The following is a 25417-nucleotide window of genomic DNA, read 5'->3' as shown; positions in this document are numbered from 1 at the left end:
GCTACGTACAGAACATGGATGCTCTATTTATCGAATTGCCAGCCTTTGAGCGGCACCGCAGGGATTATCTGAGTGATGAGTTATTTCACGGCTTTCAACAAGAGTTGATGAGAAACCCGCAAGCGGGCAACGTGATAGAGGGAACCGGCGGGTTACGCAAGGTGCGCTTTGTCGACGAGCGACGCAACAAGGGCAAACGGGGTGGCCTGCGAGTCATCTATTACTGGTGGTCAGGCGGTACGCAGTTCTGGCTGTTCACCCTTTATGGCAAACACGAACAGGACGACCTGAGCGCTCAACACAAAACGGCGCTCAAACACCTGCTGGACAGGGAAATCAAAGCGAGAAAATCTTATGAAACGTGACATCTTTTCCGAACTGGTCGAAGGCTTCGACGCGCTGGCAGATGAACGAGAAGGCAAGGTAACGCTGCGCAGCCACAAGGTGCAGTTGAGCAAGCTGGCACCGCTCACTGCCGACGAAGTAGTCGCTGTGCGTCAACAACTCAATCTGTCGCGCTCGGTGTTTGCGATGTACCTGCGCACCAACACCCGGACCCTGGAAAATTGGGAGCAAGGCCGGGCCACACCCAATGCTCAGGCGGCAACCTTGATTCGGCTGGTGTCGAAGTTTCCGGAGACGGTGGAACGTTTGGCGCTGTTGACCTGATCGATCAATCCAGCCAACCCCATCGGCAACAGGACGTTGCCGATGGGCGAAAGCCTGCAATCAAATCCTGAACTGCCCCACCAACTGACCCAACCGCTGCCCCAGGTCCGCCAGGCTGCGGGAGGTCTGGGCACCCTGTTGGGTTTCATCGGCCACGCTGTCAACCGCCACCGCGATCTGATGCACGCTGCGGTTGATCTCTTCGGCCACGGCGGTTTGTTCTTCCGCCGCGCTGGCGATCTGCGCGTTCATCGAGTTGATGGTGCCGATCAGCTGCGCCATGGTGTCCAGGGACGCTCCGGCTTCGTTGGCCTGGGCCGATGTGCCGTCACCGGCGTCACTGGAACGGCGCATGGACTCCACGGCGGCTTCGGTGCCTTTTTGCAGGCGGTCGATCATGCCCTGGATCTCCTGGGTGCTTTGCTGGGTGCGGCTGGCCAACGCCCGTACTTCGTCGGCGACCACGGCAAAACCACGACCGGCCTCCCCTGCCCGCGCGGCTTCAATGGCGGCGTTGAGGGCGAGCAAGTTGGTCTGCTCGGCAATCGAGCGGATCACGCCAAGCACGCTGACAATCGACGACACATCCTGCTGCAAGCTGTCCAGGGACACGCCGCTGCTGCGGATGTCGTTCACCAGCGCGTGAATCTGCGCGATGCTGCCATCCACGACTTTTTTCGCGGCCTGGCCTTCGGCGTCGGTTTGCTGCGCAGCGACGGCTGCGCCTTGGGCACTGCGCGCCACTTCATGGGCCGCGGAGGACATTTCGTTGATCGCGGTAGCCACCTGGTCGGTCTCGTGACGCTGGCGCTCCATGGCCTTTTCCGAGCGGTTGGCTTGCTCGGCGACCTGGCTCACCAGGCCGGTAAGCTGGGAGGTCATCTCGGTGATCTGGCGTACCAGGCTGTGGATCTTGTCGACAAAGCGGTTGAAAGAGCCTGCCAGTTCGCCAAGCTCGTCCTGGCTGGTGATGGCCAGGCGGCGGGTCAGGTCACCCTCACCGGCGGCGATGTCGTCGAGGTTGATCTTCATCAGGTGCAACGGCCGCAGGATGGTATTGGCCACCAGCATGCCCACGGCGGCAATCACCAACAGCACCACCACGGCAATGCCGATGATGCTCAGCACCACGCCTTCCATGCGTTTCTCCACCTTGGCCTGAACCTCGGCAACCTGGGCGTCGATGCCGTCCAGGTTCACCGAGGTACCGATCACCATGTCCCACTTGGGCAAGTATTCGGTGTAGCCAAGCTTGGGCACCAGCTCGGTCTGGCCGGGCTGCGTCGAGCTGTATTGCAGGTAGTGGGTGCCGTCCTTGCCGACTTTCACCAGGTCGCGGTTGACGTAGACGCCGTTCGGGTCGCGGTTGTCCTTGAAGCTTTTGCCGACGCCGTCCGGGCTGTTGCCCTTGAACAGGCGAATGGTCTCGGAGTCGTAGCCGAAGAAATAACCGTCCTTGCCATAGCTGGTGTTGGACAGCAGCTTGACCACTTGCGTCCGTGCGGCCGTATCGCCTTGGGCGGCAGCGTCGTACAGCGGCTTGATGGTGGTCATCGCCACCTCGACGTAGCCGCGCAAGGTGGTCTTGGCGTCGTTGAGCAGGTTCTGACGGGTTTCTTCGACCTCGTTGCGGGCCTGCTCCCGAAGGATCCACACCGTGGTCAGGCTGATGATCACGGCAAACAACAACACGGGCAGGACAGCAAGGGACAGTACTTTGGCCTTTAGACTCAGACGCATGGCTCTTCTCTCTTGAGGGACAACTCAAGAGGTTAACGGCTAGTTACAATAAATCTGTAGGACAATCCCGTCAGAGCGTCATCGCGGCAAACCAGCCAAACGCCAGCAGCGGAATGTTGTAGTGCAGGAAGGTCGGCACCACGGTGTCCCAGATATGGTGGTGCTGGCCATCGATGTTCAAACCGGAAGTCGGGCCCAGGGTGGAGTCCGACGCAGGCGAGCCGGCATCACCCAATGCCCCGGCCGTGCCGACGATGCACACGATCGCCAGCGGGCTGAAGCCCAGCTGCACGCACAGCGGCACAAAGATCGCCGCCAGGATCGGCACCGTGGAAAACGACGAGCCGATGCCCATGGTCACCAGCAAGCCCACCAGCAGCATCAGCAGCGCGCCCACACCGCGGCTATGGCCGATAAATGCCGCGGAGGCTTGCACGAGTGTCTGCACTTCACCGGTGGCCTTGAGCACTTCGGCAAAGCCTGACGAGGCGATCATGATGAAGCCGATCATCGCCATCATCTTCATGCCTTCGGTGAACAGGTCATCGGTGTCGCGCCAGCGCACGATGCCCGACACCGAAAAGATCAGGAACCCGGCCAGGGCGCCAATGATCATCGAGTCCAGCCACAGCTGGATAATGAACGCCGCCGCAATCGCCAGGCCGGCCACCAGCAGGGTCAGCGGGTTGTAGTGCACCGCCACCTGCTCGACTCGCTCGATCTTCTCCAGGTCGTACACACGCTTCTTGCGGTAGCTGACAAACACCGCCACCAGCAAACCGACCACCATGCCCAGCGCCGGTAGGCCCATGGCATGGGTGACGTTGACCTGGCTGATGTCGACACCGCTCTTGGCCACGTTGGCCAGCAGGATCTGATTCAGGAAGATGTTGCCGAAGCCCACCGGCAGAAACATGTAGGGCGTGATCAGGCCGAAGGTCATGACGCAGGCGATGAGACGGCGGTCCAGCTGCAGTTTGGTCAGCACGTATAAAAGCGGCGGTACCAGCAGCGGGATAAACGCGATGTGGATCGGCAGGATGTTCTGCGAGGCGATGGCCACCACCCAGAGCAGACCGATCAGCAGCCATTTGACGTGACTGCCGCCCGTGGCTTCCTGGCGATCCACCAGCAGCAGGGCTTTATCGGCCAGCGCATGGGCCAGGCCGGATTTGGCAATCGCCACGGCGAACGCGCCGAGCAGCGCGTAGGACAACGCCACCGTCGCACCGCCACCCAGGCCGCTGTTGAACGCCTTGAGCGTCGCGTCGATACCCAGGCCGCCGGTCAGGCCACCCACCAGGGCGCCGACAATGATCGCGATCACCACATGCACGCGGGACAAGCTGAGCACCAGCATGGTGCCGACTGCGGCGATTACTGCATTAATCATCGTTACCTCAAGACAGAAAACATGAAAAAAGCACGCACCTGCCCGGGCTGCTGTCGGGAACGGCTGCCGCAAACCAGGTTTTAAGGGAGTTTTATTAGAGGGCGCGCACTTTGCAGCAGGTGGGCGGGCATGTCAAAGCACGACGTCGCAAACAGCTTTAAATTGATCGTTTGAATAAAGAAAATTTCCGAGCGGCCGATACAGGCAGATCGTCTCTGTCGTATCGAAAGGTTAAGGAAGGCTCCATGTCGCTCAGACAGCTGTCCATTCAATGGAAAATTACCCTGCTGGCCGGTCTTTGCCTGCTGGGCATCGTGACCTTGCTGGTAGGTCTCTCGCTGTACCGCATGGCGCAGAGCTCCGACCTGGTCAAGGCTTCCAGTATGGAAATGCTCGACGAAGCCGCCCAGGCACGCATCGAAGCCCAGGGTGAGGTCCAGGCCTTGGGCATTCGCCAGCAGTTCATGGACGCCTATCAATACGGCCACGGTTTTTCCCGGCAGGTGTTGTTCCTGCGCGAACAGGCCGAGAAACGCTTCCTGGATGCCTTCGACCTGCGCGAAGACCTGACCCGCCAGGTCAAGGCCGCGCTGCAGGCCAATCCGGAACTGCTGGGCCTGTCCCTGGTATTCGAGGCCAACGCACTGGATGGCAAGGACGAACTGTTCGCCAACCAGCAAGAGCTGGGCAGCAACGACAAGGGCCGCTTTGCGCTGTACTGGTCCCAGCCGACTGCGGGCAAGCTGACTTCAATGTCGCTGCCTGAAAGCGACATGTCCGACACCAGCGTCGGACCCAGCGGCGAAAAAGCCAACGCCTGGTTCACCTGCCCGCGCACCACACTCAAGCCCTGCGTGATCGAGCCGTACTTCTATGTGATCGATGGGCAAAAGGTGCTGATGACCAGCATCGTCTTCCCGCTGATGGTCAACGGCAAAGTCATCGCCTCGCTGTCGGTGGACATCAACCTCAACAGCCTGCAAGCCGTCAGCCAGGGCGCCAGCCAGAAACTCTACGACGGCCAGACCAGCGTCAGCATCATCAGCCCGGTGGGCCTGCTGGCCGGCTACAGTCCGGACGCCGGCAAACTCAGCCAGCGCCTGGATGCCGTCGACACCGCCAACGGCGCGCAATTGATCAGTTCGCTTTCCACCAGCACCCAGACCCGCAGCGTGCGCACCGACCACCAACTCAAGGTGCTCGCGCCGTTCCAGCCGATCCCCGATGGCAAGCCGTGGGGCGTGTTGCTGGATGTTCCGGAAAAAGTCCTGGTGGCTCCGGCTGAAGCCCTGAAGTCCAAACTGGACGCCGATAACGCCAAGGGCACTCTGCTGGAACTGAGCCTGGGCCTGCTGGCAGCAATCGTCGGCCTGTTGCTGGTGTGGCTGATGGCCCGCAGCGTGACCCGGCCGATCCTCGGTGTGGCGCGCATGCTGGAAGACATTGCCAGTGGCGAAGGTGACCTGACCCGCCGCCTGGCCTACGACAAACACGACGAACTCGGCGAATTGGCCGGCTGGTTCAACCGCTTCCTCGACAAGCTGCAGCCGATCATTGCCCAGGTCAAACGCTCAGTGCAGGACGCCCGTGGCACCGCCGACCAGTCGGCCGCCATCGCCACTGAAACCAGTGCCGGCATGGAGCAGCAATACCGTCAGGTCGACCAGGTGGCCACCGCCTCCCACGAGATGAGCGCCACCGCCCAGGACGTCGCCCGCAGTGCCGCGCAAGCCGCCCAGGCTGCCCGCGATGCCGATCAGGCGACGCGTGAAGGTTTGACCGTGATCGACCGCACCACCACCAGCATCGGCCACCTGGCGGCGGATATGAGCACCGCGATGGCCCAGGTTGAAGGACTGGCGGCCAACAGCGAGAAGATCGGTTCGGTACTGGAAGTGATTCGTGCAATCGCCGAGCAGACCAACCTGCTGGCACTGAACGCCGCTATCGAGGCCGCCCGTGCGGGTGAAGCCGGTCGTGGTTTTGCGGTGGTCGCCGATGAAGTGCGCAACCTGGCGCGACGTACCCAGGAGTCGGTGGAAGAAACCCGCCTGGTGATCGAGCAACTGCAAAGCGGTACCCAGGAAGTGGTCGGTTCCATGAGCAACAGCCATCGCCAGGCCCAGGGCAGCGTCGAACAAGTGGGCCAGGCCGTGACCGCCTTGCGCCAGATCGGCGATGCGGTAACGGTAATCAGCGACATGAACCTGCAGATCGCCAGCGCCGCCGAAGAGCAAAGTGCGGTGGCCGAGGAGATCAACAACAACGTGGCGACGATTCGGGATGTGACGGAGTCGTTGTCCGAACAGGCGAATGAATCGGCGCGGGTCAGCCAGGCGTTGAACAGCCTGGCGAATCAGCAGCAGGGCCTGATGGATCAGTTCAGGGTTTGATGAGTTGCGGGATACTCCGGCAATCAGCCCGAGCATCCCGTAGCAGCTGTCGAGCCTTGGCGAGGCTCGACAGCTGCTACGGTTTGTTTTCAATGGCGGCGTGGCAGGTCGATGATGACCTTTAACCCGCCCAGCTCGCTCTCCTGCAACAGAAGCACCCCGCCCCACACCTCGACAATATCCCGCACGATCCCCAGCCCCAGACCATGCCCGTCAGTCTGCTCATCCAACCGCGTGCCTCGGCTGAACACCTGATCACGCTGGCTCTCGGGAATCCCCGGCCCGTCATCTTCGACAGCCAACCGAAAGCCTTCCGGGGTTTCGCCGATGCTCAACACAATCTCCGCATCCGCCCATTTGCACGCGTTGTCCAGCAGGTTGCCCAACAGTTCCAGCAGGTCTTCGCGGTCCCACGGCAATTGCAAACCGGGCGGCACGCGGTAACTCAAATCCAGGTGTTCGCCATGGATCATGTTCAGGGTCGCGAGCAACCCCGGTAATTCGCCGTCGCAATCGAACAAGGCACCCGGCAGTGTCTCTCCGGCCAGGCGGGCACGATTGAGTTCACGATTAAGCCGTTGCTGCACCTGCTCCAACTGTTCCCGCAGCAGCTTGCTCAGTTGCGGATGGTCCTTGAGCTGTTCGCTGGATGCCACGCTCAGCAACACCGCCAACGGGGTTTTCAAGGCATGGCCGAGATTGCCCAGGGCATTGCGCGAGCGCTTGAGGCTGTCTTCGGTGTGGGCCAGCAGATGGTTGATCTGCGCCACCAGCGGCTCCAGCTCCACCGGCACCTGGGTATCCAGTTGCGAGCGCTGGCCCTGCTGCAGTTGGGCGATCTGGTTGCGCGCGGTCTCCAGCGGGCGCAAGGCGCGGCGCACGGTGACCCGTTGCAGAATCAGGATCAGCAACAGCGCCGCCAGCCCCAGCACCAGGCCGATCTGGCGCATCAGCCGAAAGCTTTCTCTGACGGGTGTGTAGTCCTGGGCCACGCTGATGGAAATCGACTGGCCAAACCGTTTGTAGTCCGAACGCAGTACCAGCAACTGCTGGCCTTCCGGCCCCAACTGCAGGTTGCCCTTCAGCCCGGCGTGGGGCAACTGCGGCAGTTCCTGGTCCCACAGCGAGCGGGAACGCCAATGGGTATCGGCAAAATCGATACGGAAATAGTGCCCGGAAAACGGACGCTGGTACGCAGGAGACAACCGCTGCTCATCCAGTTGCACACCCGCCGGCCCGCGCACCAGCGCCACCAGCAGGTTCTCGCTGTCGTTGCGCAAGCCGGACTCCAGGTAACGTTGCAGGCCCATTTCGAACAGCCACAGGCTGGTCTGCGCCAGCACCAGGCCGACGATCACCATCACACTGATCAGCCCCAGGCTCAGGCGCCGCTGGATCGACTTCATGCCGGGCTGGCACCAAACCGGTAACCCTGGCCGCGCCGGGTCTCGATCACGCTGCGGCCCAATTTGCGGCGCAGGTGGTTGACGTGGACCTCCAACACATTGGAGTCACGCTCGGTCTCGCCATCGTACAAATGTTCGGCCAGGTGACTTTTTGAAAGGATTTGCTCGGGGTGCAGCATGAAGTAACGCAGCAGCCGAAACTCGGCCGCGGTCAGCTGGATCTCCTCGCCATCACGCATCACACACTGGCGACCCTCATCCAGGTGCAAGCCGGCAGCCTGCAAGGTGGGCTGATTGGCGTGGCCATGGGAACGACGCAGCAAGGCCTGGATACGCAGGTGCAGCTCTTCGGGATGGAACGGTTTGCTGAGGTAGTCGTCGGCCCCGGCCTTGAGCCCTTCGATGCGCTCGGCCCAGGAGTCGCGGGCAGTGAGGATCAGCACCGGCGTGGCCAGGCCGGCGGCACGCCATTGCGTCAACACCTCAAGCCCGGGCAAACCCGGCAGGCCGAGGTCAAGGATGATCAGGTCGTAGGGTTCGCTGCGCCCCTGGTACACCGCATCGCGCCCGTCCGCCAGCCAGTCGACGGCATAGCCCTGGCGATTGAGTCCGGCCATCAGCTCATCGGCCAGGGGTACGTGGTCTTCCACCAGAAGCAGGCGCATCAGTCGTCTTCCTTGTCTTTGAGCAGTTGACCGGTGTTGGCGTCGAGTTCGATCTCGCGCACCACGCCTTCCACCGTCAACAGTTCGATTTCATAGATAAACCGCACAGGGCGATCCTCGTGCTCTTCAAGCTCGGCATCCAGCAGTTTGGCGCCCGGGTAGCGCTCGAATGCCGGGCCCAGCAGATGCTCAAGCGGCGCGATCACGCCCTTCTGGCGCAGGCGCAGCGCTTCATCCTGGCCCAGGTCCCGAGCGGCCAGGCCTGAGCAAAATGCCAGGAGCACCAGCGCCACTTGAACGCTGGTGCGTAGATTTACCTTCATTACGTATCCTGATGATCCTTGAGGACGGCGCCGGTGACGGCGTCCAATTCCAGGTCCCACTCGACGCCCTGGGCGTCGCGCAGTTCAACCTGATAAAGGTATTTGCCGTATTCCTCTTCAAGCTCGGTTTCATGCACGGTGGCGCCGGGATGTTTGGCCAGTGCGATAGCATTGAGCTTCTCGAAAGACACAATGGTACCAGCGTCGCGCAACTTCAGTGCTTCGTCCGGCCCCAGGTCGCGAGCCTGGGCGACGCCTGCGGTGAGGGCGATGATACTGCTGGCGATCAAGGCTGTGAGGGTTTTCATGGTGAGTCTCCGTTTCGGGATATTTTGCCTACGGGGCTCACGGTACTGGATCCAACTTAACTGAAACTGAATTGCCACCATGGCAATTCTCTGCGAGACCTTTGCCTGCAACCGGGCAAGATTTTCTATACTGCCCTGCTCGCGGTAAATGAGACCGGTATGACTGCTATCCATATGAAGTTCCCCGCCTTGACCCTCAAGGCCGGTAAACGCGCTTTTGCACGCATTCGTGAGCAGGGGCTTGCGCCTGCGGACGTCGGCATCCTTCCCGGCGCTGCCGGCGGGCCCAAGGCGCTGGGCATCCAGGGTCTGGACCTGGCGCTGTTTGGTGACTGGCTGCCCCGGGCGCCCCGCGAGCGTGCGCTGATCGGCGCCTCGATAGGCTCCTGGCGGTTTGCCAGTGCGTGCCTGCCCGACCCGGTGCAAGGCCTGCTCGACCTGGGCCGGCTGTACAACGCACAAAGCTTTGCCAAAGGCGTGACCATGGCCGAAGTCAGCCAGAGCTGCGTGCGCATGCTCGATGACTTGCTGGCCGGCCGCGATGCCCGCGTGCTCGACAACCCGCACTACCGGCTGAACATCATGGTGGTCAAAAGCCATGGCCTGCTCGCCGACGATCATCGCGGTCGGCTTGGTTTGGGGTTGTCCTCGGTGATCGCCGACAACCTGAGGGGCCGCGCGCGGTTGTCCCGGCACTTCGAACGGCTGATCGTCCACGATCCACGCCAGGCGCCACCGCTGCATGCGCTCAAGGATTTCCCGTCGCGCTTCCTTGATCTGGAACTGGGCAACCTGCGCCAGGCCTTGCTGGCGTCGGGCTCGATCCCCATGGTGATGCAAGGCGTACGCGACCTGCCGGGTGCAGGCCAAGGCACTTACCGCGATGGCGGCCTGCTGGACTATCACCTCGACCTGCCCTACCACGGCGATGACATCGTGCTGTACCCGCACTTCACCGACCGGGTCATTCCCGGCTGGTTCGACAAAGGCTTGCCGTGGCGCCACGCCAATCAACAGGGTTTGCAGGATGTCCTGCTGCTGGCGCCGTCGAAGGAATACCTGGCGCGACTGCCCCACGGCAAACTGCCGGACCGCAGTGACTTCAAGCGCTTCATGGGGGATGACCCGGGCCGCAACAAGTACTGGCAAACCGCAATGAGCGAAAGCCAGCGGCTGGGGGATGAGTTTCTGCAACTGGCCGACAATGGCCAATTGGGCGAACGCCTGCTGGCTCTCTAGCGCCCTCTCCGTAGCAGCTGTCGAGCCCAAGCGAGGCTGCGTCGGCAGCACCTCGGTTTGCCAGACAAATCGCAAACGCAGCCTCGCCATGGCTCGACAGCTGCTACGCGGTATGCGCGCGGCCGCGACAAACTGTTAAACTCGCCGCCTGCCAGACACCTCACCGAGCTGAAAAACCCTGTGGAAATCTTCAAAGAGTTTACCTTCGAGTCCGCCCACCGCCTGCCCCATGTTCCGGAAGGCCACAAATGCGGGCGCCTGCATGGCCATTCGTTCAAGGTGGCGATCCACCTCAGCGGCGACCTCGACCCGCACACCGGCTGGATCCGTGACTTCTCGGAGATCAAGGCGATTTTCAAGCCGCTCTACGAGCGCCTCGACCACAACTACCTCAACGACATCCCGGGCCTCGAAAACCCGACCAGCGAAGTGCTGGCCAAGTGGATCTGGAATGAACTGAAACCGCTGTTGCCGGAACTCAGCGCGATTCGCATCCATGAGACCTGCACCAGCGGCTGCATCTATCGCGGCGAATAAGCCGGCGATGTAAAAAACCACCCTTGCGGTGGTTTTTTTATGCCAGTGACTCCCTTACAGTCGTGGCCTCTTGTACAGGAAGCGCTGCGATGCCAACCCATATCCGCCCCGCTACCGTCGACGATATCGCCGCTATTGAAGCGATCGTCCACGCCGCCTACTCCCCTTACATCCAGCGAATCGGGCGCAAGCCAGGCCCGATGCTGGATGACTATCGCCAGCAGGTCGCTGCCGAACGGGTGCATGTGCTGGAGAGTGTGGGCCAGGTCTGCGGCTTTGTCGTACTGATTCATCACGATGAGTACCTGCTGCTGGATAACCTGGCCGTCGACCCCGGTGCCCAGGGCTTGGGTTACGGGCGCCTGTTGCTGGGCTTCGCGGAAGGCCAGGCCAGGCATGGCTCCATCCGTCTCTACACCAATGAAGCGATGACCGAAAACATCGCGCTGTACACCCGCAAAGGCTATGTGGAAACCCACCGGGCCGAGGAAAACGGCCTGCGTCGGGTCTACATGCAAAAAGACCTCACCGCCTCGCACTGAAGGAGCTCCCATGGAAAACACCTGGCTGGCCCAGGCCAAGCGCCTGCAAGCATTGGCCTCCACGGGGCTGCACTTCTGCACCGATGACTTCGAGCGCGAGCGCCTTGAGGAAATCGCCCAGATTGCCCACAGCATGCTGGCGCAATTGGGCGAAGTACCGCTGGAGCGCATCACCGGGCTGGTGCCGGATTTTGCCAAACGTTATTCGACGCCCATGATTGATGTGCGGGGCGCAGTGATTGACGGTGACCGGATCCTGTTGGTCCGCGAGCTCACGGATGGCTGCTGGGCATTGCCCGGCGGTTATGCGGATATTGGTTTGTCGGCGGCTGAAAACATCGTCAAGGAAATCCGCGAAGAGGCCGGGCTGACGGTCACGGCCAAGGCGCTGTACAGCGTCACCCACAAGGCCAAAGGCTTGTACCGGCCGGATATCCGGGACTTCTACAAACTCTACTTTCTGTGCGAACGGGTTGATCAACTGGCGCCGGCGGCCGGTTTCGAAACCACCGAAGTTGGCTTCTTCAGCCTGGACGATCTGCCGCCGCTGTCCCGTGGCCGCACCATTGAAAGCGACCTTGAGGCCGCTTTTGCCTTTCATCGCGGGCAGACCACTCACACCCTGTTCGATTGAATCACGGGTGATCCAATTTGTATCACCCTGCACCGCTTTCGCGCCTGAGTGGGCAGAAAGACCAATCCCGCCTGCGTGTTTCCCCTGTTTGGCTATAAATACTGTGCAACCTGCACAGTCCTGACCGTGCGCCCGTCACTGCCTGGCACTTGGCACGACGGGTGCAATAGGCCTGCGTCACTCATTCAGGGAGAACGGCACATGACGCAGAACGAACCGGGCAATGACTACCCTCTCAGCGAGGTGCCCATGCATGCCCGCAAAGGCCTGGCCTCCACCGCCATGGTGCTGCTGGGCTTTACCTTTTTTACTGCGACCATGTTCGCCGGCGGCAAGCTGGGGGTGGCCTTCAGCTTTACCCAGATGCTCGGCGTCGTGGCCCTGGGTAACCTGCTGTTGGGTATCTACGCCGCAGGCCTGGGTTACATCGCGTTCAAGAGCGGTTTGAATTCAGTATTGATGGGGCGCTTCTGCTTCGGTGAAGTGGGCAGCAAACTCAGCGACTTGATTCTCGGTTTTACCCAGATCGGCTGGTACGCCTGGGGCACCGCCACCGCAGCCGTAGTACTGGGCAAGTATTTCGAGTTGAGCCAGGGCAGCGTACTCGGGCTGATGGTGCTGTTTGGCATGGTGTTCTGCGCGACGGCCTACGTGGGCTATCGCGGGTTGGAGATTCTGTCCTACATCGCCGTGCCGGCCATGGGTATTTTGTTGTTTCTGTCGATGTGGGTCGCCACCGTCAAGGTCGGCGGGCTCGATGGACTGCTGGCGGTGGTGCCGACCGGTGAGCTGGACATGTCCACGGCTATCACGCTGGTGTTCGGCACCTTTGTCAGCGGCGCGACCCAGGCCACCAACTGGACGCGCTTCTCACGCTCGGCCAGGGTCGCGGTGCTGGCCAGCCTGATCGGCTTCTTTATCGGCAACGGCTTGATGGTGTTGATCGGTGCCTATGGCGCCATCGTCTACCAGCAGCCCGACGTGGTCGAAGTGTTGCTGCTGCAAGGCTTCGCCATGGCGGCCATGGCGATGCTGTTGCTGAATATCTGGAGCACCCAGGACAACACCATCTACAACTTCGCCGTCGCCGGCTGCAACCTGCTGCGCACCAAGCGCCGTAAAACGGTGACCCTGGCCGGTGCGGTAATCGGCACCCTGCTGGCGTTGCTGGGCATGTACGACATGCTGGTGCCCTACCTGATCCTGCTGGGCACGGTGATCCCACCGATTGGCGGGGTGATCATGGCGGATTTCTTCTATCGCTATCGCGGCCACTATCCGCGCCTGGCCGATACACGCCTGCCGGCCTTCAACTGGCCAGGGCTGATCGCCTATGCAGTGGGTACGGTGCTGGCCTTTCATTCACCCTGGGTGGCGCCATTGGTGGGGATCGTGGCGGCGTCCCTGACCTACATCGTGCTGACCAGCGTATTGCGGGTGCGGGCACCTTTGGCTGACGTCCAGGCATGAGCCTGACAGTCGCCGATGTGCTGGCCTTGCCCGGCCTTGAATCGATGTGCCTGCGGGCCGGGGAAGCCGGCCTGGAGAACACGGTGCGCTGGCCCTATGTCGCAGAAAACAGCGGCATTGCCGAATGGGTGCTGGGGGGCGAACTGGTGTTCGTCACCGGTATCAATCACCCACGGGACGAGGCCAATCTGTTGGTGCTGCTGGACGAAGCCTGTCAGCGCCAGGTCGCCGGCCTGGTGATCCTCACGGGGCCGGACTATATCCAGGCGATTCCCCAGCGTTTGCTAGAAGCGGCGCAAGCGGCGGGCATGCCGCTGATCGAACAGCCTTACTCGTTGAAGATGGTACTGGTGACCCAGGCCATCGGTTCGGCGTTGATCCAGTCGCAGCAGTTGGGGCGCTCGCGACACGATGTGCTGGAGCGCCTGCTGGCCGGTGATTACCAATCCCTGGATTTGCTGCTGCACCGCGCTGCGCAGTTGGACATGCCGCTGGCCGGCCATTGGCAACTCGTCCAGTTGCAACTGGACGGCAGCGACGCGCTGTTTGCCCAGGGTGAGGCGCCAGTGGTCGAGGCGCAGCTTGCCCGACAACACGATGCGATTACCCGCCGTCTGCGCCAGTTTGCTGCGCAGCATCCGTCGCGCCTGCCCGTGCTGGGGCGTGCCGGACAATGGACGTTGCTGCTGCCTGCGATAGACGCGGGTGCGGCATTGGCCAACCGTCAGTTGTTGGCGGGTTGGTTGAAGGCACTGAATCTGCGCCTGGCACCGTTGAAACTGTTTATCGGCCTGAGTGCTGCCGCGCACCCACCCGCGCGCCTGGCCCAGGCCCTGGATGAGGCGCGCCAGGCATTGGCCGCTGCGCGACGGTTCAGTGAACGCGCCGGGTTGTGTGTCTACGATGAGTTGGGCGTGCTCAAGCTGCTCAGTGGCGTACGTGATCGCGCCCTGCTCGATCAGTTCCTCAACGAACGCCTGGGGCCGCTGCTGCGCCACGACCTGCACCATGGCCCAAGCCTGATGCCGACCCTGGAGGCCTGGTTCCACGAGAATGGTAACCTTGTGGCCGCAGCCCAACGGCTGGCGGTTCACCGCAACACCCTGACGCATCGCGTCCAGCGTATCGAAGCCCTGTGCGGGCTGACGCTGGACAATGCTTATGACCGCCTGGACATCGGCATCGCGCTGATGATCTGGCGGCTGTCTGCCTGACTGTTTTTTGCCAAGAGGAACTTGCCCATGCACATCATCAACGCCCGCCTGCGCAACCGTGAAGGCCTGCATGATCTGCACCTGGAACACGGCCGGATCGCCAGCATCACCCAACAAGGCGCTGCCCCCCTGGCAGGCCCCGACGACCTGGACGCCGCCGGCAACCTGGTGGTCCCGCCTTTCGTCGAGCCGCACATTCACCTCGATGCCACCCTGACCGCCGGCGAGCCGCGCTGGAACATGAGCGGCACCCTGTTTGAAGGCATCGAGTGCTGGGGCGAGCGCAAGGCCACCATCACCCTGGAAGACACCAAGACCCGCTCCAAAAAAACCATCCAGACCCTGGCCGCCCATGGCATCCAGCATGTGCGCACCCATGTCGACGTCACCGACCCGGACCTCACCGCGCTCAAGGCCATGCTTGAAGTACGCGAGGAAAGCGGCCACCTGATCGACCTGCAAATCGTCGCGTTCCCCCAGGAAGGCATCGAGTCCTACCGCAATGGCCGCGAGCTGATGGAAGAGGCCATTCGCCTGGGAGCCGACGTGATCGGCGGCATCCCGCACTTTGAATACACCCGTGACCAAGGGGTGAGTTCGGTGAAGTTCCTGATGGACCTGGCCGAACGCACCGGTTGCCTGGTCGATGTGCACTGCGACGAAACCGACGACCCACACTCGCGCTTTCTTGAAGTGCTGGCCGAAGAAGCCCGCAGCCGTGACATGGGCGCCCGCGTGACCGCCAGCCACACCACGGCCATGGGCTCCTACGACAATGCTTACTGCGCCAAACTCTTCCGCCTGCTGGGGCATTCGGGCATCAGCTTTGTCTCCTGCCCTACCGAAAGCATCCACTTGCAGGGCCGCTTCGACACCTTCCCCAAACGCCGCGGCGTGACCCGGGTCAACGAACTGCTGGAGGCTGGCATGAACGTCTGCTTCGGCCAGGACTCGATCGTCGACCCTTGGTACCCCTTGGGTAACGGCAACATTTTGCGGGTGCTGGAAGCCGGGTTGCATATCTGCCACATGCTTGGCTACCGCAACCTGCAAAGTGCCCTCGACCTGGTCACCGACAACAGCGCCCGGGCGATGGCCCTGGGGGATCGTTATGGCCTGGAACCGGGACGCCCGGCGAACCTGTTGATCCTGTCTGCAGACAGCGACTATGAAGTGATTCGCAGCCAGGGCTTGCCGTTGTATTCGATTCGAGCGGGCAAAGTGTTGATGAAACGCCGGCCGGCGCAGGTGGAGTTTTTGTAGGCTCATACGATTGAATCTATATCGAGGGTTTGTGGCTTTCCACAGCCATCATCCGATTGTGGCGGGATGCTCGCCACTTGGGTGAGTACGCGATTTTGCGGGTGAGCGAACCAGCGTTTCAGGCTGGATTGCAGGGTTGGGGATGAAGCGTGGCTGCCGTAGACGTCGCGGGCCTGGAGGCGGCGCCAGCGGAGGGTTGCCAGGCGGTCGCGACTACTTTGCAGACGATCAGCTTCGATGCTCAAGGCCTGGATATCTTCATAACCACGCTGATTGGTCGGTCGATAGCGGTCCAGTTCTCGTTTTTTCTCCCGCAGTTGTTGCCGCATGCTGATCAGCGCTTTTTCGATCAGCTCAAATTCACTCGCAGTCACCAGTGTTCCGTCGGCGTCCACGGTTTGCTGCCAGCGGCGTAACGTCGCCCAGGCTGCCGGGATGTAGCTTGCGGTCATAAAGTGCTGCTTGTATTGGACTAGCTGCTTGATCAGGTTGGCCCGGTCCGGCATATCACCGCTGAGTTGAATCGCGCGATTGCATGCAGCTTCTTCGATCGACTCACACCCGGGGTTCCACAATATTGAAGACTGTGTGCCGTCGGGCAAGGCAATCGGCATGAAATGCTGCTGGGAGCCGTGATGCTGATAGGCGTTCCCGCCCACCCGCACCAACCCAAGTGCGAACAGCAGGCCAGCAGGTGCAGGATTGCTGAACAGGGTAACAAGCCCGGGAATCCAGAGTTTGGCAGTTGTGTTCATCCAGGGTGCCGGGACGCTGGGTACCGGGTCGTTATGATTGACGATGCGGTGATGCACCAAAGATGAAGCACCGTCAGTGAACTCAGAGTCGGCAGCGCGGGGAGCGCCATAGGTGTAAAGAAGGATGTTGCGGTCGTAACCTGGAATTCGCCTAAGAGACTCTGCCAGCAGCAGTGCTATGGCGCCGCCGAGACTATGGCCACAAATTATGATGCGCTGGCCTATGTAGAACCGGTCGAGGTAATGCAGCGCAAAATCACGCATCGCCCGATACGCGCCATAAAAGCCCTCATGAACCTTACCAACACCCTCGACAAAAGCGACCTGGTGAGCATTGGCATCCCTCAGCCCATCGGAACGGCTTGCAGTGCCCCGCACTGCGATCAGGATCACATGGTCGTGATGGCTGATAAACGCCTGAGTATCAGTGCCATTCTCCTCGTCATCAAAAAAATGCAGCTTCGCTGGGTGGGCCGGGGACTCTCCTTGCTCCGATCGATTTTGCTCATACAACTCAGGATCAAAAGGCAACACCTCGAATCGTTGCGAGTACGGCACGTCTTCATACACGGGATAAAAGTGTTCCACCTGGTCGGAATCGAACTTCCAAGCCTCCTGATAGCCCGACAGTTGTTCGGAAAAAAAATTGCCCACACTGGGCTCTATGGGAAAGCTGACCTGGTCCATCGGCGGAGTCGATGGTTCCTGCCCAAAATCGCAATAACTCAAGGTAGCCATAAGCGCCAACTGATAAAGGTTCAAGGCACAGAACTGGTCTTCAATCGACAACAACGGGCGTAACGCACGCAGCGGCCTTACCTCCAGCACAGTGTGCAGGTCAGGAAATAAAACCAGCCCTGTCAGCTTGGGCTGAGGGGGGCCAAACCCAAGTTCAGCCAGCATGCGGAGCGCATGCCGCGGTGGTCGATGGGTTCTGGGCGCCAAGGGAGGCAAATGAGCAGTGTGCAAGACCAAGTCACTGACCTCGACTTGATAGAATTTGCCTGTTTCCCGCCCTGCCGGGTTTCGCTCGACGCGCTCCCCGTCTACACGTGAAAACCGCGTCTGTTCGGCTCGTACCTGAAGCTCGGTGATAGGCAGTGGATAACAACCACGCGTTTGCAACGTTGCGTAGTAATCCCCGCTCATTTCATATGGCGCATCGAAGATCAGAACCACAGGCCCTCGATATGGGTTGTCCAACTTTGCGAAACCGTTTCCATCCAAACGACCTGCATATTGTTGACCTGTGCTGTCAAAAACCTTGTACGCAAGACCCCCATAAGCGTTTCCGTCACCTGATTCGTCCACCAGACAAAAACTCAGCCAACATCCACGCACTGCACAAGCCGGCATTTTCCCGCTGAAAAAGGGTTGTTTCCATTCTGTAAGCGCCATCGCTGAATATCCTTATTCAGTAAAAGTTAAAGATAAGTACGCTCCCCATCAGATTTCCCCAAACACGAGCCTCACCGTTTTGCCGTTCAACTCATCACGCTGCACACGACCACCCGTTGCTGTCGTTGGCGGCAGTCCTCTTGCATCCACCAGGTTGCATTGAAATACGTTATCAGTCGCCTGCGTTGGCCCTGCCGGCCTGAGTAACCACTGACAGGCCCCCGGCACCTCCAAGGTACCTTCCCCCGGCATTCGAGACATATGGGGTTCAACCCAATCATGCACACCGATAAACGCAAAATCCCCCCCACTGTCCGACAAGTGCTCAGCCGACTTCGCATAGACATCAAACGTCATGTAACGCAGCACTAACGGACACCCGTTCACCGTCTCCGTCAGAGGCAACTCGAAGCTCGCCCGATTCGCCACCGACTTCTCAAGAGCGTCGAATATCTTGATCTCTGGCAGATCACCTGGACGCCATCGTAAAGTGCAAGTCTCACCTGTTCCGGGGACGTAAGTTGCATCGCCTCTGAGTCTGTAATTCGCCGGCAAATCGACCTCCAAAGTGAAACTATCAGCAGGCTTCATCACACAACCGGAAACACCCAGCACACTGCAAACGAATACCCCTCGCCACACGCCCGACATAAATCCCCTACGCATCCTGCTGCTCCCGCTCCACCCGACGCCACTCCCCAACCACCCGCTGAAAATGATCCTCCGCCACTTCCCCACGCATCGGCTGCCATCGAATAAGCACGTCCCCAGTGGCTTCCAACAACCGCCGCACGACCAAAAACTCCAGCTGTTCCGGCCTGTCCCATTGCCAGGCCCGCGCTTGCTCCAGCACCTGCGCCAACCAGATTCTCGGGTCTTGAAATTCAACCAGTGCGCTCAACGCCTCGCTGTACTCGGTCAGCAGGTAACGCAGGATATTGGCTTGCAGAATCACTCCCGCCTGGGGATTGGGCACCTCCAGCCACGGCGCAGGATCGGGTACCGGATACGCCCCCGGAGCCGGGTTATCGACACAACTCCAGCGCTCACCCTGCCAGTAACACACGCCGATCAGCGGCCCGAGAAAAACAGGCCAGTCCCGAGCAGGCAGGTGAACCAAGGCCCGCGCCAAGGTGCGGTTATCGTGGAAGCGGTACAGCGCCTGACTGCCCGCCGCTCCCACCACCAACCTGTCGCGCCAGTGCCGGGTAACACCCGACAAATCATCACCAGGCAGGCTGCCCAACCAGCCCCAATTACGCTGGGGGTTTTGCAGCAAACCCACCAATGCGGGCTCGCTGACATGGTCGAGCAACAGGAGCATCGGCCCATCCGCTGCCATTTCCGACGCGACGGTTTCACCAAAGAGGCAGCGATACTCAGCGACCGTGCGTGTCGCCAGCAGTACCCCACGCGCATCGCTTTCACCCTGTAGAACCAGGCACAGCCGGCGCCCTGCCTGCTGCTGTTCAGCCATCCACTGGCCAGGCGCGATCTCCATCAAGCCGCCCTCCCCGTGGATTCGCACAGGCCTTCACGGCAGCGCTCGCACACTGGACAGAAGTCTGCATCCAGTCTTCTGGCCAGCTCCATGACTGCGCCTTGGATAACCGAAACCTTCGGCCCATCCGCTGCAAATGCGGACGAAGCAGCCACGTCACCCGGTCCAACTGGGTTGGCTGTGCGAATCACGGCAGGCGCACCGCCCAACGTGATCGGCCGACTGCTGAAAATCCCGCCGGCCTGAATCAGCAAATGCTCACCACCGGCCTTGAAGCTCAACTGCGCACCGGCATCGATAACCAGATTGGCCCCCGCCTTCAGATGGACCTGTTGCCCCGCTTCGATCACCAGGGTCTGGCCGACAAGGGTCTGGCTGTTGCCCTGCACGTGCAAGTGATCATCAGCCCCAAGCCGAACCTTGCGGTCGCCGGCGATGCTGCGGTGTTCCTCGCCTCCCAGGGTGGTGGCACTCAAGCCGTGGATGGTTTCCCGACGTTCGCCCACCACCTCCAGCCGACTGTCGTGGCCGACCTGCTGCTCCAGATCGCGTTGGGCGCGCAGGTAGATGAGTTCCTGGCCGCTGCGGTCCTCAAGGTGCAGCTCGTTGGCCCCCGCCCCGCCCGGCGAACTGCGGCTGCGTAGCACACTGCGGGTCTTGTGTTGGGGCAACGGATAGGCAACAGGCTGCAAGGTATTGGGCAGGCAACCATTGATCACTGGCCGGTCTGGATCACCTTCCAGGAACGTCACCAGTACCTCCATGCCCACACGCGGGATCATCACCGCGCCATAGCTGTCACCCGCCCATCCGGACGCCACACGCACCCAGCAGCTGCTCTTGTCGTCGTGCTGGTCCAGGCGGTCCCAATGAAAGCGAATTTTCACCCGGCCGTGAGCGTCGCAATGCACGTCTTCACCCTCGGGCCCGGTGACGGTTGCGGTCTGGCTGCCGCTGATACGCGGTTTGACGTGCTTGAGCGGCGGGCGGTAAGCGGCGCGCCAGGGCGTTGCGGTAAATCGATTGCGGTAGCCGTGGAATGCCTCGACATCCACCACCGCCTCCTCCAGCACCTGCGGTTGATAGCCTTCGTGACGTACGCCGGTGATCAGCCACAAGTCATTACAGGTGCGGTCCGGATGGCCGCGCAGTTCCAGGAAATGCCCGCTGCGCAAAGCCGGCTGGTCACTGCGGCCCAGGGCCCGATGACGGTCGCGTTGATGACGTTCCAGGCCACGCCGGGCCAACTGCGAACCTCGCAGATGCCCCGTGAATCCCGCAGGGTATTGATAGTCTTCAAGTGCCGGGAAAGATCCGGCCTGCTCCTGCAAGCGCAGCGACGGATGTTCGAAGTCGTAGTCACGCCGAACAACCTGAGCACTGCGCGTGGCCAGGCGCACATCGAAACGCTGGATAACCAGCGTTTCGGCAGCCGGGCCTCCGGCCGGGCAGTAGCGTTGCGCCGGCAAACGATGAAACACCGTCTGGTCATCACCCAACACCAGTACATGGGCGTCTGCACTGTGGCGAAAGTGGTAGTGAATGCCCTCTTCCTCGCACAGCCGCTGGATAAAGTGCAGGTCGGTTTCCGCGTATTGCACACAGAACGTACGCGGTGGGTAAACCACCGGCCCCAGTTCGAAGGTATAGGCATCAGCAAGGATGCCGTGCTGCTCAAGCACTGCCGCGATGATTTGCGGCACGCTGCGCTGCTGGAAAATCCGCTGGTCGCAACGATGGGCCAGGTACGCCACGCGCGGCGCAAGGGTGAGGTGGTAGCGGGTCAGCCGCTGCCCCGGGCCTTCCCGGCCAATGCTGTAGATTTGCCCGTGCAGGCCTTCACCGGGCTCGCCAAAATCCAGATAGGCCGGTTGGTGAAGTAACTTCTCCAGATCCAGGCTGGGGTTTTCACTGACCCACTGCACTTCAATGAAAAAAGGCTGGTCAATCGTTTCGCTGCCGTTAAAAGCCAGCACCTGAAATGCCTGGTTCATTCCTGCAACGACCAGTTTGAAACGTGACGAAACAAGCGTATTGAACATCCGTTGTTACCCGCCATTCATTGTCGAACTGAAATAACTTCTCCCGTAAAACGCAGATAAAGCCACTCAATTCGAAGCCGATAAAAAGTGCCTGAACCCCAGGAATACTAGCGATTTCAGGCGAAATTCGGCCGCTTCAAAATAAAAAAGAAGATTCGTACATTGATATTGGAAGGGTCTTTTATAAATACAGAAATGCAGTTAAACAGCCGGTACTGACTAACGGGAATACTCTTACACCACCATTCACCAGAGCTGCTTATTTATAGAGAAACAGCTGACAAAGATGATTAAGCCCGCCACTGCCTTTTTCAAACTTCCTGCAGCCGCGCAGTCCCGAACAGGCTAACGCTCAGCAACTCACCCAGCTCTGCTTGCAACCGTACGGGTGCGGTACCGCCCGGCATCACCACCGCCACCTGACCCGCCGTCACCCATCCTACAGACCAGGCGGCGCATGCCACCGCACTGGCGCTGGTCCCGGAGGACGCCGTGGGCCCCTCACCACGCTCAAACACCCGCGCGATCACGCGATTGCCTGAATCCCGGGCGACCCATTGCAGGTTGACCCCGGAAATACAAGGTTGGCCGGCCCCGGCAGGTGGTGCGAAAGCAATCGCCCTCAGCGGATCGAACCAGGCTGATCGATGCAGCTGGGCGTTGTCCGGCAACGCTGACGCGTCCTGTACCAGCGTCACACAATGCGGGTTGCCCACACGCACAAACTGGCTGTGATTCCACTCGGGGTTGAGCGCAGCCAGTGGCGAAACATGGCTCACCTCAGTTCCCTCAAGCGAGACCGCGCCCACACCAACAGCCCCTACCGCCAAAGGCCCGAACTCGGGACGCCCGAGCGCCAGCCAAAAGCCCTGCACCTGTTCGTACTCCGCCGGCTCAACCCGCGTAACCACCGGCGACAGTGCGTCTGTCTTGTCGTGATGCACCCGCAACTCACAGCCTTGCGCCATCAATCCCTGGTCGGTCAACGACTGGGCAAAGATCGTCAGGCCATTGCCACTGCGTTCGGCCAGGGAACCGTCGGTGTTGACGATCAACAGGTCAAAAGGCGGCGCGGCCTGGAACGGCCCCACCAACAAACCGTCACAACGATGCGCCTTGGCCTCGGCCGGGCGCGGCAACTCGTCCCAACCGCACTCGGCGGCAATCGCCGCCAATGCCCAAACACCTCGGGTGCCAGCGGCCAAGTCGGCACGGTCCGGCACGTCGATACCCTTGCTGCGTAACTGCGCCGGGCTTACCACCCCGTAGATATTCCCGCGGGCGTCGTAGAACAGGGTCATTGCGCAGTCCGCATAAAGATTCGTACCACCTCTTCCAGGTGCTTGCGCATCGCCTGTCGCGCACCCTCCACGTCTCGCTGTTCCAGTGCATCGAGGATCTTGCGATGCTCGTCTTCCGAGCGATGGGGCATGTCGTCCGAGGTGTAATGCGCCTGCAACCGCTGGAACATGCTGCCGTAACGATGCCCCAGCAAGTGCGCAATCATCAACGCATACGCCGGATTGCCCGAGGCCTGGGCGATGCGAATGTGAAACAGGCGATCGCCCGGATGGGTATGGGAGCCGTCGCGGTTGTCCTGCACATTACGCTCGAAGGCCTCGCGGATCCCCGCCAGCTCTTCGTCGGTGGCATGTTTGGCGGCCAGGGCGGCGGCTTCCGGCTCAATCAGGCGACGGGCCTGGAGCAGGGAAAACGGTGGAATCTCGGCATTGAAGTCGACGTGCAGGTTGAGTTCCGGATCGAACTCTTTCCATTGATCCCGGGTGGCCTGGGCCATCACCGGTTCCTGGCTGACTGTCGGTTGCACGGGTTCACATACCAGCACGCCGTTGCCCACCCGCACGTCTACCAGGCCGATCACCTCCAGGGCAATCATCGCCTCACGCACCGAAGCGCGACTCACGCCCAGCAGTTTGGCGAGTTCACGCTCAGCGGGAAGTCGACTGCCCGGCGGAAATTCTCCGCTGTCGATCAACGCTCGCAACTGGTCGGCAATCTGTCGATAAAGACGTTGGTTATCAATTACTTGAAATGGCATCTAGGCTCAGCTCGATTCATGCACAGCACGGTCAAAGCGATCAACCCGCAAAAAAGCCGCTTGTTGACCGGGATGACCCATGCTAAAAATTGGATCAATGGCCTGACCATTGGATCGTTTCCAGTGTGCTGATCATAGCAAACCCACCAGGGTTCGCTATGCCGCAGATGCAGGTGTTTCACGCCCTCAATGGCCTGACCATTGAGCCAATAACAATAATCAAGGGAGTCTGTCATGGACCTCACCGGTAAACGCGTGCTGATCACCGCCGCCGCCCAGGGCATTGGCCGCGCCAGCGTCGAAGCCTATCTGGCGGCAGGGGCCAAAGTGATTGCAGCCGACATCAATCAACAGGCGCTCGCCGGCTTGCCGGGTGCGCAAACGGTGGTGCTGGATGTCACCGACGCCAGCGCCATCCAACGCCTTGCCGCCGAGATCGGCCCTCTGGACGTGCTGTTCAACTGCGCCGGCGTGGTGCATGCCGGCAATATTCTCGAATGCCCGGAAAGCGACTGGACGTTTGCCCTGGACCTGAACGTCACCGCCATGTACCGCATGATCCGCGCGTTTCTGCCGGGGATGCTGGCGGCGGGCGGCGGCTCGATCATCAACATGTCGTCGGTGGCCTCCAGCCTCAAGGGCGTGCCCAACCGCTTTGCCTATTGCGCCAGCAAGGCGGCCGTCATCGGCCTGACAAAATCCGTCGCGGCCGACTTTGTCACCCAACGCATCCGCTGCAACGCTATCTGCCCGGGCACCGTGGAGTCGCCTTCGCTGCAGCAACGCATCGTCGAACAAGCCCGCCATGAAGGCCGTCAACAGGACGAGGTGTACGCCGCCTTCACCGCGCGCCAGCCGATGGGACGCCTGGGCACGCCCCAGGAAATTGCCCAGCTGGCGCTGTACCTTGGCTCCGATGCCAGCGCGTTTACCACCGGCACCACCCAGATCATTGACGGCGGCTGGAGCAACTGACCGCCCACTTCCAATAAGAGGATTGCTCATGAAATTGCTGCGCTATGGTGAAAAAGGTCAGGAACGCCCGGCCCTGCTGGACGCTGATGGACGTCTGCGTGACTTGTCCGCCCACATCAGTGATATCGCCGGTGACGCCCTGCTCCCGCAAAACCTCGCTCGCCTGCAAGAACTCGACCCCGCGAGCCTGCCCCTGGTACCGGGCAATCCGCGTTTGGGCGCCTGTGTCGGCCAGGTAGGAAAATTCATCTGCATCGGCCTGAACTACGCCGATCACGCTGCCGAAACCGGCGCCCCCATCCCTGACGAACCGATCATCTTCAACAAGTGGACCAGCGCCATCGTCGGCCCCAACGACAACATCGAAATCCCCCGCCACTCCACCAAGACCGACTGGGAAGTGGAGTTGGGCGTGGTGATCGGCCAGGGTGGCCGCTACATCGAGGAAAGCCAGGCCATGCAGCACGTGGCCGGCTACTGCGTGATCAACGATGTCTCCGAGCGCGAGTTCCAGCTGGAACGCGGCGGCACCTGGGACAAGGGCAAGGGCTGCGACACCTTCGGCCCGCTCGGCCCCTGGCTGGTCAGCCGCGATGAGATCGCCGACCCGCACCAACTGTCGATCTGGCTGGAAGTCGACGGCCACCGCTACCAGAACGGCAACACCCGCACGATGATTTTCCAGATCCCCAAACTGATCAGCTACCTCAGCCAGTTCATGAGCCTGCAACCGGGGGATGTGATTTCCACCGGCACCCCGCCCGGTGTCGGCCTGGGGATCAAGCCCACGCCGGTCTACCTCAAGCCCGGGCAAAAAATCCGCCTGGGTATCGAAGGCCTCGGCGAACAGAACCAGACCACGGTCGACGCCTGACAAGAGACTAGGAGCCG

Annotated in this window: 24 protein-coding genes and 2 pseudogenes; 13 read left to right on the top strand and 13 right to left on the bottom strand. The window is 61.0% G+C overall.

All coding sequences use genetic code 11. From position 1 onward, the window contains the following. Positions 1 to 14 precede the first annotated feature (14 nt). Both HX815_RS25385 and HX815_RS25380 read left to right on the top strand, forming a co-directional pair. Positions 15 to 365 (top strand): toxin, encoded by a 351-nt coding sequence (locus tag HX815_RS25385; protein WP_032899042.1) that lies wholly within the window; start codon positions 15 to 17, stop codon positions 363 to 365. After that, positions 355 to 669: a DNA-binding transcriptional regulator gene (locus HX815_RS25380; protein ID WP_003219555.1), complete on the top strand. Its 315-nt coding sequence runs from the start codon at positions 355 to 357 to the stop codon at positions 667 to 669. The genes HX815_RS25385 and HX815_RS25380 overlap by 11 nt, the downstream gene beginning before the upstream one ends. Before the next feature lie 60 nt (positions 670 to 729). On the opposite strand, the gene HX815_RS32020 is transcribed toward HX815_RS25380, so the two are convergent. The 3 genes and pseudogenes from HX815_RS32020 to HX815_RS25370 all read right to left on the bottom strand — a co-directional run bounded on the left by HX815_RS32020 (position 730) and on the right by HX815_RS25370 (position 3799). Beyond that, positions 730 to 1485, bottom strand: a complete 756-nt coding sequence (locus HX815_RS32020; protein ID WP_371136008.1) for a methyl-accepting chemotaxis protein — start codon at positions 1483 to 1485, stop codon at positions 730 to 732. A gap of 102 nt (positions 1486 to 1587) precedes the next feature. After that, positions 1588 to 2409: pseudogene (locus HX815_RS32015) on the bottom strand (cache domain-containing protein); the annotation flags it as partial. Positions 2410 to 2479: 70 nt separating this feature from the next. Further along, on the bottom strand, positions 2480 to 3799 hold the full coding sequence (locus HX815_RS25370; RefSeq protein ID WP_161635727.1) for a Na+/H+ antiporter family protein: 1320 nt from the start codon (positions 3797 to 3799) through the stop codon (positions 2480 to 2482). 248 nt (positions 3800 to 4047) lie between these two features. On the opposite strand from HX815_RS25370, the pseudogene HX815_RS32010 reads away from it, so the two are divergent. Together HX815_RS32010 and HX815_RS32005 are read left to right on the top strand one after the other, a co-directional pair. After that, positions 4048 to 5337, top strand: a pseudogene (locus HX815_RS32010) (HAMP domain-containing protein); the annotation flags it as partial. Between the two features lie 102 nt (positions 5338 to 5439). Beyond that, entirely contained in the window at positions 5440 to 6195 is a 756-nt protein-coding gene (locus HX815_RS32005; protein WP_371136007.1) for a methyl-accepting chemotaxis protein, read from the top strand. Positions 6196 to 6284: 89 nt separating this feature from the next. Here the strand turns inward: HX815_RS32005 and HX815_RS25360 are convergent, their stop codons facing one another. The 4 genes from HX815_RS25360 to HX815_RS25345 are packed head-to-tail and all read right to left on the bottom strand — an operon-like array spanning position 6285 to position 8897. Further along, complete coding sequence (locus HX815_RS25360) at positions 6285 to 7601, bottom strand: sensor histidine kinase (RefSeq protein WP_008432791.1); 1317 nt, start codon at positions 7599 to 7601, stop codon at positions 6285 to 6287. Then, positions 7598 to 8266: a response regulator transcription factor gene (locus HX815_RS25355; RefSeq protein ID WP_003219550.1), complete on the bottom strand. Its 669-nt coding sequence runs from the start codon at positions 8264 to 8266 to the stop codon at positions 7598 to 7600. The genes HX815_RS25360 and HX815_RS25355 overlap by 4 nt, the downstream gene beginning before the upstream one ends. Next, positions 8266 to 8589 carry a PepSY domain-containing protein gene (locus HX815_RS25350; RefSeq protein ID WP_177029077.1) on the bottom strand — a complete coding sequence of 108 codons (324 nt, stop codon included), beginning with the start codon at positions 8587 to 8589 and terminating at the stop codon, positions 8266 to 8268. Before HX815_RS25350 ends, HX815_RS25355 begins: the two co-directional genes overlap by 1 nt. Then, positions 8589 to 8897, bottom strand: a complete 309-nt coding sequence (locus HX815_RS25345; RefSeq protein WP_008432789.1) for a PepSY domain-containing protein — start codon at positions 8895 to 8897, stop codon at positions 8589 to 8591. Before HX815_RS25345 ends, HX815_RS25350 begins: the two co-directional genes overlap by 1 nt. A gap of 159 nt (positions 8898 to 9056) precedes the next feature. On the opposite strand from HX815_RS25345, the gene HX815_RS25340 reads away from it, so the two are divergent. The 7 genes from HX815_RS25340 to codA all read left to right on the top strand — a co-directional run bounded on the left by HX815_RS25340 (position 9057) and on the right by codA (position 15796). Continuing rightward, on the top strand, positions 9057 to 10136 hold the full coding sequence (locus tag HX815_RS25340) for a patatin-like phospholipase family protein (RefSeq protein WP_102604539.1): 1080 nt from the start codon (positions 9057 to 9059) through the stop codon (positions 10134 to 10136). Between the two features lie 180 nt (positions 10137 to 10316). Next, a complete protein-coding gene (gene queD / locus HX815_RS25335; protein WP_003190259.1) occupies positions 10317 to 10673 on the top strand; it encodes a 6-carboxytetrahydropterin synthase QueD in 357 nt (118 codons plus the stop codon). 89 nt (positions 10674 to 10762) lie between these two features. Then, on the top strand, positions 10763 to 11215 hold the full coding sequence (locus HX815_RS25330) for a GNAT family N-acetyltransferase (RefSeq protein WP_177029076.1): 453 nt from the start codon (positions 10763 to 10765) through the stop codon (positions 11213 to 11215). A gap of 10 nt (positions 11216 to 11225) precedes the next feature. Continuing rightward, positions 11226 to 11849 (top strand): NUDIX hydrolase, encoded by a 624-nt coding sequence (locus HX815_RS25325; protein ID WP_008432778.1) that lies wholly within the window; start codon positions 11226 to 11228, stop codon positions 11847 to 11849. Between the two features lie 201 nt (positions 11850 to 12050). Then, a complete protein-coding gene (codB, locus tag HX815_RS25320) occupies positions 12051 to 13319 on the top strand; it encodes a cytosine permease (RefSeq protein ID WP_003219542.1) in 1269 nt (422 codons plus the stop codon). Further along, complete coding sequence (locus HX815_RS25315; RefSeq protein WP_177029075.1) at positions 13316 to 14533, top strand: PucR family transcriptional regulator ligand-binding domain-containing protein; 1218 nt, start codon at positions 13316 to 13318, stop codon at positions 14531 to 14533. Before codB ends, HX815_RS25315 begins: the two co-directional genes overlap by 4 nt. Positions 14534 to 14560: 27 nt before the next feature. Next, positions 14561 to 15796, top strand: a complete 1236-nt coding sequence (gene codA, locus HX815_RS25310) for a cytosine deaminase (RefSeq protein WP_003219538.1) — start codon at positions 14561 to 14563, stop codon at positions 15794 to 15796. 2 nt (positions 15797 to 15798) lie between these two features. Here codA and HX815_RS25305 read toward each other — a convergent pair whose 3' ends face one another. The 6 genes from HX815_RS25305 to HX815_RS25280 all read right to left on the bottom strand — a co-directional run bounded on the left by HX815_RS25305 (position 15799) and on the right by HX815_RS25280 (position 23551). After that, positions 15799 to 17949: a lipase family protein gene (locus HX815_RS25305; protein ID WP_177029074.1), complete on the bottom strand. Its 2151-nt coding sequence runs from the start codon at positions 17947 to 17949 to the stop codon at positions 15799 to 15801. A gap of 48 nt (positions 17950 to 17997) precedes the next feature. Further along, complete coding sequence (locus HX815_RS25300; protein ID WP_158660302.1) at positions 17998 to 18540, bottom strand: hypothetical protein; 543 nt, start codon at positions 18538 to 18540, stop codon at positions 17998 to 18000. A gap of 67 nt (positions 18541 to 18607) precedes the next feature. Further along, positions 18608 to 19450, bottom strand: a complete 843-nt coding sequence (locus tag HX815_RS25295; RefSeq protein WP_177029073.1) for a DUF4123 domain-containing protein — start codon at positions 19448 to 19450, stop codon at positions 18608 to 18610. After that, positions 19450 to 21492 carry a type VI secretion system tip protein VgrG gene (locus HX815_RS25290; protein ID WP_177029072.1) on the bottom strand — a complete coding sequence of 681 codons (2043 nt, stop codon included), beginning with the start codon at positions 21490 to 21492 and terminating at the stop codon, positions 19450 to 19452. Before HX815_RS25290 ends, HX815_RS25295 begins: the two co-directional genes overlap by 1 nt. A gap of 311 nt (positions 21493 to 21803) precedes the next feature. Then, positions 21804 to 22793, bottom strand: coding sequence for a diaminopimelate epimerase (locus tag HX815_RS25285; protein ID WP_177029071.1), 990 nt, complete (start codon positions 22791 to 22793; stop codon positions 21804 to 21806). Next, the gene (locus HX815_RS25280) at positions 22790 to 23551 is read right to left on the bottom strand and encodes a FadR/GntR family transcriptional regulator (protein ID WP_087693068.1); all 762 of its coding nucleotides are present in this window, start codon (positions 23549 to 23551) and stop codon (positions 22790 to 22792) included. The genes HX815_RS25285 and HX815_RS25280 overlap by 4 nt, the downstream gene beginning before the upstream one ends. A 234-nt stretch (positions 23552 to 23785) precedes the next feature. Here HX815_RS25280 and HX815_RS25275 point away from each other — a divergent pair, with 234 nt between their 5' ends. Both HX815_RS25275 and HX815_RS25270 read left to right on the top strand, forming a co-directional pair. Further along, positions 23786 to 24526, top strand: a complete 741-nt coding sequence (locus tag HX815_RS25275) for an SDR family oxidoreductase (RefSeq protein ID WP_177029070.1) — start codon at positions 23786 to 23788, stop codon at positions 24524 to 24526. Positions 24527 to 24554: 28 nt separating this feature from the next. Next, complete coding sequence (locus HX815_RS25270) at positions 24555 to 25400, top strand: ureidoglycolate lyase (RefSeq protein WP_102604551.1); 846 nt, start codon at positions 24555 to 24557, stop codon at positions 25398 to 25400. The last annotated feature ends 17 nt before the right edge of the window (positions 25401 to 25417 follow it).

This window comes from Pseudomonas sp. E6002 (assembly GCF_013385565.1).
Taxonomy (GTDB): Bacteria; Pseudomonadota; Gammaproteobacteria; order Pseudomonadales; family Pseudomonadaceae; genus Aquipseudomonas.
This window is presented reverse-complemented; position numbering and strand designations above follow the sequence as displayed.

Bases quoted from the DNA above. Each gene is read 5' to 3' on its own strand.
- HX815_RS25280 (WP_087693068.1), bottom strand. From the start codon at position 23,551: ATGCCATTTCAAGTAATTGATAACCAACGTCTTTATCGACAGATTGCC.
- HX815_RS25340 (WP_102604539.1), top strand. From the start codon at position 9,057: ATGACTGCTATCCATATGAAGTTCCCCGCCTTGACCCTCAAGGCCGGT.
- HX815_RS25345 (WP_008432789.1), bottom strand. From the start codon at position 8,897: ATGAAAACCCTCACAGCCTTGATCGCCAGCAGTATCATCGCCCTCACC.
- HX815_RS32005 (WP_371136007.1), top strand. From the start codon at position 5,440: ATGGAGCAGCAATACCGTCAGGTCGACCAGGTGGCCACCGCCTCCCAC.
- HX815_RS25330 (WP_177029076.1), top strand. From the start codon at position 10,763: ATGCCAACCCATATCCGCCCCGCTACCGTCGACGATATCGCCGCTATT.
- HX815_RS32020 (WP_371136008.1), bottom strand. From the start codon at position 1,485: ATGGAGCGCCAGCGTCACGAGACCGACCAGGTGGCTACCGCGATCAAC.
- HX815_RS25300 (WP_158660302.1), bottom strand. From the start codon at position 18,540: ATGAAGCCTGCTGATAGTTTCACTTTGGAGGTCGATTTGCCGGCGAAT.
- HX815_RS25305 (WP_177029074.1), bottom strand. From the start codon at position 17,949: ATGGCGCTTACAGAATGGAAACAACCCTTTTTCAGCGGGAAAATGCCG.
- HX815_RS25295 (WP_177029073.1), bottom strand. From the start codon at position 19,450: ATGGAGATCGCGCCTGGCCAGTGGATGGCTGAACAGCAGCAGGCAGGG.
- codB (WP_003219542.1), top strand. From the start codon at position 12,051: ATGACGCAGAACGAACCGGGCAATGACTACCCTCTCAGCGAGGTGCCC.
- HX815_RS25350 (WP_177029077.1), bottom strand. From the start codon at position 8,589: ATGAAGGTAAATCTACGCACCAGCGTTCAAGTGGCGCTGGTGCTCCTG.
- HX815_RS25315 (WP_177029075.1), top strand. From the start codon at position 13,316: ATGAGCCTGACAGTCGCCGATGTGCTGGCCTTGCCCGGCCTTGAATCG.
- HX815_RS25380 (WP_003219555.1), top strand. From the start codon at position 355: ATGAAACGTGACATCTTTTCCGAACTGGTCGAAGGCTTCGACGCGCTG.
- HX815_RS25325 (WP_008432778.1), top strand. From the start codon at position 11,226: ATGGAAAACACCTGGCTGGCCCAGGCCAAGCGCCTGCAAGCATTGGCC.
- HX815_RS25355 (WP_003219550.1), bottom strand. From the start codon at position 8,266: ATGCGCCTGCTTCTGGTGGAAGACCACGTACCCCTGGCCGATGAGCTG.
- HX815_RS25285 (WP_177029071.1), bottom strand. From the start codon at position 22,793: ATGACCCTGTTCTACGACGCCCGCGGGAATATCTACGGGGTGGTAAGC.
- codA (WP_003219538.1), top strand. From the start codon at position 14,561: ATGCACATCATCAACGCCCGCCTGCGCAACCGTGAAGGCCTGCATGAT.
- HX815_RS25275 (WP_177029070.1), top strand. From the start codon at position 23,786: ATGGACCTCACCGGTAAACGCGTGCTGATCACCGCCGCCGCCCAGGGC.
- HX815_RS25270 (WP_102604551.1), top strand. From the start codon at position 24,555: ATGAAATTGCTGCGCTATGGTGAAAAAGGTCAGGAACGCCCGGCCCTG.
- HX815_RS25290 (WP_177029072.1), bottom strand. From the start codon at position 21,492: ATGTTCAATACGCTTGTTTCGTCACGTTTCAAACTGGTCGTTGCAGGA.
- HX815_RS25385 (WP_032899042.1), top strand. From the start codon at position 15: ATGGATGCTCTATTTATCGAATTGCCAGCCTTTGAGCGGCACCGCAGG.
- HX815_RS25360 (WP_008432791.1), bottom strand. From the start codon at position 7,601: ATGAAGTCGATCCAGCGGCGCCTGAGCCTGGGGCTGATCAGTGTGATG.